The organism is Gluconacetobacter entanii (assembly GCF_003206495.1).
GTDB lineage: Bacteria > Pseudomonadota > Alphaproteobacteria > Acetobacterales > Acetobacteraceae > Novacetimonas > Novacetimonas entanii.
Genome location: NZ_NKUF01000069.1, coordinates 1 through 8,760, shown reverse-complemented (window position 1 = coordinate 8,760; position 8,760 = coordinate 1). Strand labels below are relative to the sequence as shown.

The window sequence follows — 8,760 nt, the reverse complement described above, 5'->3', positions numbered from 1 at the left end:
GCTCTTCGAAAGAGGCCCCTTTTTTTGGGCTCCCGCCGCTTTGTGGTGAGCCCTGATGTTTGTGCCATCCAGAAAAGTCATTCCGAATGCCACTCCCTGTTGTTCCTGAACCAGTGCGAGCAGCCGCTCCCATACGCCGAGCTTCGCCCAGCGGATGAAAAGCTGCGCAGCCCGCCACCACGGACCCAGTTCAGCGGGGATACTCCGCCATTTCGCGCCATTCTCATGACGCCAGAAAATCGCTGCTATCGTCCGCCGCAGATCATGTGGCGGCGTCTTGCCCCTCGGGCGAACCTCCTCAATCAGAGGTTCCCAGATCGCCCATGTCTCGTCCGTAAAGGTGCCTGTTCTGTCTCCTTCTTCCATCCCTACAATATGGGAAGAAATTCAAGATCTAACAGGCCCTAGCGTCGGGATATAAGGTAGACAGCCGTCTGTTCATCATCATGACTGAATCAAAAGAACAGCCACGCCGCCTCGTCTGACGGCGCGCTCCGCTTTTGGTGGATGGCCTTCTTTCTGCCCCGACGCTTCTCCTGCGACCTCTCTGGCAATGCCGGTTCCGTTGCCTATATCATCAAATTCTGTCGCAGCAGACGTTATGTCTCGCCCCAATCCGATTTCTCGTGCAAGTTCCGATCTGCGCACTGTGTAATTGGGAGCGACCATAGGATAATGAGACGGAAGTCCCCACTTCCGCCGATATTCTTCAAGCGTCACGCCATAGGATGTTGATTTTCATTGAGAACTGATGGTGTGGACGGCTCGCAGTGGTCCTGAGAGGATGCTGAAGAGTTGACTGTCCAGTGGAGGAAACCATCACGCCGCAGTTGATCCGTACCATCAGTTCTCAGTCAAAATCAACGCCATGAGGGCGCTTCAGCGAATGGGAATTATTGATCACAAAGACGAAGTGACGCAATCATACGCGTGGCCACGGCTGTCCATATATATTTTTTTACACAAGGCACCGTTTATATGCGATTTTAAGCATCAATAAACGGTTTTGGACAACTCGGCAGGAATCTAATTCGAATGGCGGACCCGATTGGCGGCATGTGGCTCGCACTGAAATATGATGCAGAGCCATTCGGCGGACTGGCTGTCAAAAGCCAGCTTGGAAGTCGCCGGTCGAGCAGTCATCATAATTTATACAGCATCGAGACATATCCCGAAAACATGCGTCCGGCCGACACGGCAGCCGCACATCTGCAGTTTCATCTGCGACACGAACCCACTAGCCTTGAGTTGCTGGCGCGCGTTTTTGCGAAGACCGGACCAGGTTTTGTCCAGGAGTGGATAAACAGTGCACCGACAGGGCAATATGCCAGACGGGCGTCATTTCTCTTTGAGTTCGTCACCGGACAAACGCTCGTGCCGCCAGTCGACCTCGGCGGCAACTACGTCTCCGCACTGGACGGATCTTTTCAGGTAACAGCGTCTCCAGACAGGATGAGCAACGTCAGCCGATGGCGCGTCCGTGACAACATGCCCGGGAACCGCTTTTTTTGTCCCTTTATCCCGCTATCCACTCAACTCAAGACGGCTTCGGAGATGGACGTGTCTGCCGGTTACGGTGAACTGGTGCAGGAGTTCGGCGAGAACATGCTTGCCCGGGCCGCAGTGTGGCTGACAAACCGGGAAAGCAAGGCAAGTTTCACCATTGAAGGTGAGGAGCATCAACTTGACCGGATCCAGCGCTTCAGCCACGTACTCGCCACGAGAACCGGGCAAGGGACAGTCCCCCTGACAGATACTGACCTTGCCGAATTGCAACGCAACATCCTCGGTGACGTCACAATAACCGAGCATTTTGGCTTGCGGCTGTCACCGGTATTCGTTGGAGAATACACGATGAGGTACGAGAATGTTGTTCACTACCTCGCGCCTCCCGCAGACGACGTAGCGGATATGCTTGAGGGATTAAAAATTTTCCTCGACAGGACTGAAGGACAGTCTCCTGTCATGCGTAGCGCCGTGGCAGCCTTCGGGTTTGTCTACATCCATCCTCTTTCTGACGGGAACGGCCGTGTCCACCGGTTCCTGATAAATGACGTTCTCAGGCGGGACGGCGCCATCCCCGACCAGATCATCCTTCCCATCTCAGCCACCATCATTGGAGACCCGACGAGCAGGCGAAACTACGACCAGATTCTGGACAGGGTTTCAAAACCCCTGATGCGACAGATCACGGATCATGTCTCTTTCGATCGTGACATGAAGACCTATCCTGATGGGATAAAATCCAATCTCGACTTCTCAAGCCCTGATCTGGCGAGACCGGCCTGGCGCTATATCAATTTCGCCCCCCACGTTATCTATCTCAGCGCAGCACTAGAGATGACCATCAAGCACCACATGAAAGAGGAAGCCATATATCTCCGGTCGCACCATAATGCCCGGCAGGCACTCAAGGAGCTTGTTGAAATGCCGGATATGGATGCCGACCGCATCATCAGGTCATTACGGGATACTCGTTTCATACCCAGCGGCAAGATTCAGAAAGAATATCCCATGATCGAAAAATTCACGCTTTGGAACGCCATCTCTGAGGCGCTGAGGCATTCATTCTCTGAATGACTACACGTGGACCGCCCGTGACAAGAAGAAAGTTGTCCGTCACCAGACATGGGATCTGCAAAAGGATTGTCCGAGTGGAAAAGGCAGGCTGCCCTCGTGAGAGCACAACTTTGTAGACATCGCTTATGGATTTTCACTGAGAACTGAATTCTTCCACAAGGTGCATAACGCAAGGCTTAGGATCGCGATCCGCAACCTGGATTGTATAAAAAGCATCTTTCGTCCGGATTTATCGACGTAACGCCCCGAACTGGATCATGGTCCGGTCAAACAGGAACAGCCGCTGTCGGCACCCTACGACGTAGCGAAGAAGTTCTGCCTTCGTATATTGCCGCGTTCCTGAGCCAGCAGAGCGCCGCGCCGCCCGGTCGGCGGCGCGTTCCCCTTTTAGTGGATGGCCTTCTTTCTACCCCGGCGACGTCCTTGCGGCCTGTCAGACAATGTAGGTTCTGTCGTGTCCTCATCACCAGATTTGGTGGCAGTGGACATTATATCCCGCCCCAGCCCAATCTCTCTTGCAAGTTCCGATCGGCGTACTGTGTAATTGGGAGCGACCATAGGGTAATGAGATGGAAGTCCCCATTTCCGCCGATATTCTTCAGGCGTCATGCCATAGGATGCCTGCAGATGCCGTTTGAGCATTTTCAGCTTTTTCCCATCTTCAAGACATATGATATAATCCGGAAATACGGACCGCTTGATGGGAACGGCAGGTATCTGTTCTTTTACGCCCGAAGCAGTCGGGACGGACAATGAATTGTAAACAGTCCCAATCAGCCTGATAAGTTCGTCCGGCGATATTTTATTTTCCGATACATAAGCAGTTATGATTTCCACGGTCAGCGCCAGCTGTCTTTGTTGTTCTTCGGGCATTGTCCATCACCTCAACAGACGAAAAAACTGTGACCCTGTATATAGCACCGCTATTGGGAATAGTCCTCGACGTTTTCGAGGATTTGGCAGATTGCAGAACTGGTATGCTCTTGAGCAGATATCCGATAGGATCCTGCGCCTGCTCATCTGTATTTCATCTGACCGTCAACACTTCTTGCTTTCTACGGCAATCCTGTTACCCGTTTCCCGCCCAGCATCAAGACGCCATATCTGCGATAAGAGATCATCTGGATCCGGTGTCAGCAGAACACTCAGACACAGCTTCCTCTTCGGTCCAGGAAGGTCTTGAGGCGTGAACATGCCCGGAAGCTTCAGTTGGACCAATAACGCATAGCAGGCTTTCAGGGATCGGTTCGCGTACAACATCATTGAACCGAGTACGCAACTCCTTCTTCAACCAACAGTCGAACGGATCAGGATCTCCCCGGAAAGACACATCATGCATCATTGACCTGCTATCTACTGCTCGCCGCCTCCCTAACGATACGCAGCCGACTTCGTTGCGCAAATGACCAAAGCGTGCGTCAGATCTGAGATGTTGTCGCGGTATGGCACATGGTCGGCAGGATTCAAATCCGGTAAGAACAGCAGAAAGCCGGACGCTCTAGCTGGCGGCGCCTGGCGACGCAGATGGCACAGGGGGACGCCTGCCCAGCACCTGGGCGGCCCGTTGGCTCCGAAGCGTCTGCTCCGCACCCGTCATGACTGCTGGTGCGTTCCTGATCATGACCTGCAGCCTGGCGTCGATCTCGGCCAGACGCGCCTTATGCAGGCGCTCGGCCTGCCGCGCCTGCGTTTCCAGAATAATCTCCCTTCCATAGGGGCGACCTGACTTCGTCAGTGTCTCCTGCATGCGCCCAAGCGCGATCAGTTCCCGGATCCTCGCATCCCGGGCCTTGCGGGTTCGGGCAACCAGATCCGTACCAAATGATTTATAGGGTTTATGCGCCATTTTCTTTGCCACATGATTCCACAGGTCGTCACTGGTGATGGGCGTGGTATCCCCGAGCGGCCTCTGGTTCCGGACCGCCTCAAACGTCGCGCCATCGGAGATCATGGTCCATGTGGTTCCACGCGCACGGCTTTCCGCGACGTATGAGGTAAATCCCGTCGCCAGTTCAACGCCTCGCGGCAGGGCATTGATATGCTCATCGGAAGTAAGCCCCTGTGCCGCATCAATCGTCATGGCATGTCCGAACCCGAGCATTACCCGACCAGTCTTCACATCACGAAACCGCCGCCATTCGACATCGGCAACAAGCCCGTCCTTCGTGCGGACGCGAAGCCCCGCATCGCCATGGGCCAGAACCTCCACCACGTCGCCGTTATTTCCGACTGTGGCGCCCTTTCCATCCACACTGCCCCATGTCCGACGATACAGCCGAAGCCGGTCGCCCGTAGCGATCGCGAGATCATAGGTTTCGCCGCGCTGATCAATAGCCTGCACGGTGATTTCATGCGTCGAGATCTCGCCGCGCTCCTGCAGGATTTTACGGACAGCACGACTCAGATCGGCAGCATCCTGATTGGTCAGCGCCGACATGCTGATCGTCTTGGTCCGGCCTCGCCGCAGGCCGGCACCGTCGGCGACCAGAGCATCGCGACGCGTCACATACAGCCGGGCAATATCCTGCAGGACTTCCTCATGGTCGCCGCCGACCAGACGGATCGTTCCATCCGCCCGTTTCATATCGATCGCATCCCGGACTTCCTTCAGATGGAACCTGTTACGGACGTCGTCATCATTTTCCTCGTCCGTATGCGCGTTGGCCGCAGCCCCCGTGAACTCGTGAGATTCCAGATCGCTCTCTTCCGGTTCTGCGCCACGAAACAGATCAGCAATCTCGCGATTTCTTGCAGATACCTGCCGGACGCTGGACAGAAGTTCAGGCATATCTTCCGGATCCAGGACCCGGCGCAACATCTCGATGGCGTCCCCTGCCTCGATATTCTGCGCCTGCTCGTGGTCACCCAGCGCCTTGATCGTGCAACCAGTATCACGCTGCACCTGTAACAGGCGAAGCATCTGGCGTGGGCCGACCTGACCGACCTCGTCAATCACCAGTACCGTGTTTCGATCCACATCGACGTCACCCCTCTCCAGCCGCGCCAGAAAGGGCAGCATAGCGCTTGTGTCAAAGATGCCGGCCTCACGTAATGCGTCTGCCTGGCGCCAGGCATTGGCAATCCCGATAACCCTGCGACCATTCGTGTCATAACGCGTATCATGTTTCCACGCATCAACCAGCGGAGACAGCAGGGCCGTCTTCCCGGAACCCGCGACGCCGGTGAGCATGGAGAGCGCGCCGCCCCGGCCAAGAGCGTAGATCGCAGCCTTTTGCGTCTTTCCATGTTCGCTCGCGAAGTCAAGCGGCGATCGTCCGATCGCTTCTGTGATCTGGCGGTCCGACAGCGCCCCGCTCCGGTCTCCTGAAGCACGAGCCGCCTGAATCGCGAGGTCCTCCTCGATAGCGATCTGCGCGGAATTCGTCACCCTCAGCCGGTCGCCACGCATCTCCTGAATCAGCGAGACCCGTTCCCCGCCGAGTTCAAGACCACGCTGTTCAATAAGGGCCACGACATGATCGATGTCCTTCACCCCACCCTCGATGCCGGTGCCGATCAGGCCCCGGGCAGCATACGTTCTGAGCTTGTCGTGATCGATCACGGCGGCTGTTTCAAACTCCCTTGCGAGATGACGGGCAGCGAAACGGTAGGCAATATCGTATCGTTGTTCCCTGGTGCCCACAGGCGCTGCTGGCGTGCCAAGCAGACTTTTTTCCTCCCAGCCAAGACGCCTGGCCTGCTCGCGCCATATCTCATGGTCACTCGTACCTTTGTCCTTGTCGAGCCGGGCTGCCAGGCCGGCCATGGACAGGATGCGGCGCTTGCGGTCGATCGGCATATGCGCCCAGTCCGCTCCTTCCGCCGCGGCGTACTCCTTGGCCGCCCTGATGACGTTGCGTCGTCCCTTGCTGAAGAAATCCGATATATCCTGCGGCACGGCCGAGATGACCGTCGCCTGTTCATTCGCATCGTATTGCTGGGCGATGCCGATCCGGCGCAGTTCATCAGCGAGCTGTGCCTGGAAATATGCTCCAAATTCGTGAACGCGCGATCGCAGCCGCTTCGTGTCGAGTGAACCCACATGTCCCTCTTCCGTGACTACGACATTGAACAGGGCATTATGGATATGGGCATGGGGATCGCCGCCTGTTGGCGTATCGATCAGATAGGTCTGGCCTGTCCCCGCGTCACGCGCCTCGACCGTCGGGCGCGCGGTATCATGCCGGAATGACACCCAGGCGACCTCGCCCGGGTTGGCACCGTCTTCGCCCCCATGACCGCGCCGCGCGAAACCGATTTCCCGCGCGACATAGAGCATGGTGGCGTCGTTTGCCCGATCAATGGCGTGCCAGATGGCTGCCCTCTCGGCCTCGGTCGGCGCAAACTCGGCCGCAAGCGTAACTGATTTGTGTGGCGCCAGGGTCAGATCATAGGCACTGATCTTGCGGGCGTTCCTTGACCAGTCATCGCCATTATCGGCCCTCTTTGCTTCAAACAGGCGATTGAGTTGCGCGTTCTTAGGTGGTGTCTTCGGATCAATGCCAAGAGCCGCTGCAATCTCGGGTCGCATGCCCGGTCGCCACGAGGCCCGCCCATCGCGACCGGTGTAATAGCTGGTCAGTCGGCCACCATCCGCGTCAGGCACTTTTCCAGGCTGGGTACGGAAATCGTGCTCTGGATCTGGCAGTTCCTGCGTGAAATAGGCAGTGATCAGCCGACCGCTTCTCTCAGCCGAGATTTTCCGGAACGTCATCATCAGGCATCGGCTCCATCCTCATCATTGGGCCGGGCCGACCGGGGCATCCTGCCCTCCTGAATATCGAGCACCCTGCCGGTTGTAAGATCAATACGTCTGAGCATAGGGTTCTGGGCTGCGATCAAGGTTACCAATCGGCCGAGAATCTCATCAAGCGTGGGCCCGTCGGAATCTTCCGGCGAGAGGATTTCAATAATCAGGGATAGCTTGTCCTCAATAGCCCGAAGCCGTTCCCATAGGTCGTCGCCCCGGACTGGGGATATGCCTCGTCTCCCGGTTGTCTCGCTCATCTTCATCGCTTCCCACGTCAGAACATGGGAAAGTGTCACGTAGCATCACGCGACTGTACTGGCTTTCTTTTACGTACACGCTATCAGATCGCACGTGGCGTGACCGAACAGGCATCCTGTAAGACGTCGCCGCGAGCACGCTCCCGACAGTGGCCGCCATGCAACGCCAATCGCAGTTATCGTCCCGCCCGTGCCACCGCCCTTAGCTCCTTCGGGATTCATGACGTTGGCCTGGTGGCCCATCGCCTTCATCACGGCATCGGCATGGTTAGCGATGTCATTGGCCGTCAGGGTGCCCGTCGTCAGCATAGTGCTCGACTTCTCGAAGTCAGGCCCGATATTGGACTGAACTGCAATCAGGTCGATGTTGCCCTTGGCGGTGTCGCCTTTCTCGAACAGGTCGGAAACGGACTTGACCTGCCATAACGCCTGCGCCAACGTCGGCCGTCACGCCCGTCGTCGATGCCTGTGCATCACCATCGAAGCCAGCTTGTTACGTGTTTGCCACTTGGATAAGCGGCACGTCTACACCGCCAATCCAAAACCAGGAGAGCAATATTCATGTAGGCACTTTGCAAATTGTGCCTAATTGTGTGCATTTCCATTAACGACCGCTACGTTATGTTAAAAGCAACCTCAGACGGAGACGCAACCCTTTTCCTGCCATGATTTTTTCATCTGGGGAAGGCATGCTATGATTTTATCTAAATCTTCTGTCATTTTTGGAAATACAGTCTTATATTCATCGCTTCGATAACGCTTAACAAATTCGAAGTCACCAAGGATACACCGAACGATACAAAGCATAACTCCACGCTCTTGCTCGTATTCTTTATACCCTCCAGATGCTGTTACGGCATACCGTGCAGGAAGCTCTTCCAGCATGTCTTTTTCACTGTTAAAATTATAATGACTTTCAAAGAATGCAACGCCTTGAAGAAATATTCTTTTAATCACATCTTTAAATTCGTTTGCGTCACGCCAATACGGCTTATCTGATCCTCCAGCTTCTATAAACATCGCTCTATTTTGAATAAACCTTGGCGTAGATTGCAAAAATTCTGGCAACATGTTTAGGGCCTGTTAGGGCTTGATCCAGTCTGCTGCGGCAGCGATGTGGATGACCGCGAGGAACGACGTTGCTGTTTTTTCATATCTGGTTGCGACAGCGCG

7 protein-coding genes and 2 pseudogenes are annotated in these 8,760 nt (G+C 55.5%); 1 reads left to right on the top strand and 8 read right to left on the bottom strand.

The features are described 5' to 3' along the window. On the bottom strand, nucleotides 1-366 hold a 366-nt coding region (locus CFR72_RS15525; protein WP_146220758.1), incomplete at its 3' end, for a transposase. An 89-nt stretch (nucleotides 367-455) separates the two neighbouring features. Beyond that, a pseudogene (locus CFR72_RS15520) lies at nucleotides 456-729 on the bottom strand (MucR family transcriptional regulator); the annotation flags it as partial. 306 nt (nucleotides 730-1,035) lie between these two features. On the opposite strand from CFR72_RS15520, the gene CFR72_RS15515 reads away from it, so the two are divergent. Next, nucleotides 1,036-2,580 (top strand): Fic family protein, encoded by a 1,545-nt coding sequence (locus CFR72_RS15515; protein ID WP_014106806.1) that lies wholly within the window; start codon nucleotides 1,036-1,038, stop codon nucleotides 2,578-2,580. Between the two features lie 387 nt (nucleotides 2,581-2,967). On the opposite strand, the gene CFR72_RS15510 is transcribed toward CFR72_RS15515, so the two are convergent. From CFR72_RS15510 to CFR72_RS15480, 6 genes and pseudogenes are all read right to left on the bottom strand, one after another. Continuing rightward, nucleotides 2,968-3,453 carry a MucR family transcriptional regulator gene (locus tag CFR72_RS15510; protein ID WP_014106805.1) on the bottom strand — a complete coding sequence of 162 codons (486 nt, stop codon included), beginning with the start codon at nucleotides 3,451-3,453 and terminating at the stop codon, nucleotides 2,968-2,970. Nucleotides 3,454-4,078: 625 nt separating this feature from the next. Next, nucleotides 4,079-7,297, bottom strand: a complete 3,219-nt coding sequence (gene mobF, locus CFR72_RS15500) for a MobF family relaxase (protein ID WP_110914700.1) — start codon at nucleotides 7,295-7,297, stop codon at nucleotides 4,079-4,081. After that, the gene (locus tag CFR72_RS15495; RefSeq protein WP_010511920.1) at nucleotides 7,297-7,593 is read right to left on the bottom strand and encodes a hypothetical protein; all 297 of its coding nucleotides are present in this window, start codon (nucleotides 7,591-7,593) and stop codon (nucleotides 7,297-7,299) included. The genes mobF and CFR72_RS15495 overlap by 1 nt, the downstream gene beginning before the upstream one ends. 63 nt (nucleotides 7,594-7,656) lie before the next feature. Then, entirely contained in the window at nucleotides 7,657-8,025 is a 369-nt protein-coding gene (locus tag CFR72_RS15490) for a hypothetical protein (protein WP_023524152.1), read from the bottom strand. Between the two features lie 198 nt (nucleotides 8,026-8,223). Next, nucleotides 8,224-8,658 carry a hypothetical protein gene (locus tag CFR72_RS15485; RefSeq protein ID WP_014106801.1) on the bottom strand — a complete coding sequence of 145 codons (435 nt, stop codon included), beginning with the start codon at nucleotides 8,656-8,658 and terminating at the stop codon, nucleotides 8,224-8,226. A 12-nt stretch (nucleotides 8,659-8,670) separates the two neighbouring features. Continuing rightward, a pseudogene (locus tag CFR72_RS15480) lies at nucleotides 8,671-8,760 on the bottom strand (IS5-like element ISMex42 family transposase); the annotation flags it as partial.

Bases quoted from the DNA above. Each gene is read 5' to 3' on its own strand.
- CFR72_RS15495 (WP_010511920.1), bottom strand. From the start codon at position 7,593: ATGAAGATGAGCGAGACAACCGGGAGACGAGGCATATCCCCAGTCCGG.
- mobF (WP_110914700.1), bottom strand. From the start codon at position 7,297: ATGATGACGTTCCGGAAAATCTCGGCTGAGAGAAGCGGTCGGCTGATC.
- CFR72_RS15485 (WP_014106801.1), bottom strand. From the start codon at position 8,658: ATGTTGCCAGAATTTTTGCAATCTACGCCAAGGTTTATTCAAAATAGA.
- CFR72_RS15515 (WP_014106806.1), top strand. From the start codon at position 1,036: ATGGCGGACCCGATTGGCGGCATGTGGCTCGCACTGAAATATGATGCA.
- CFR72_RS15510 (WP_014106805.1), bottom strand. From the start codon at position 3,453: ATGCCCGAAGAACAACAAAGACAGCTGGCGCTGACCGTGGAAATCATA.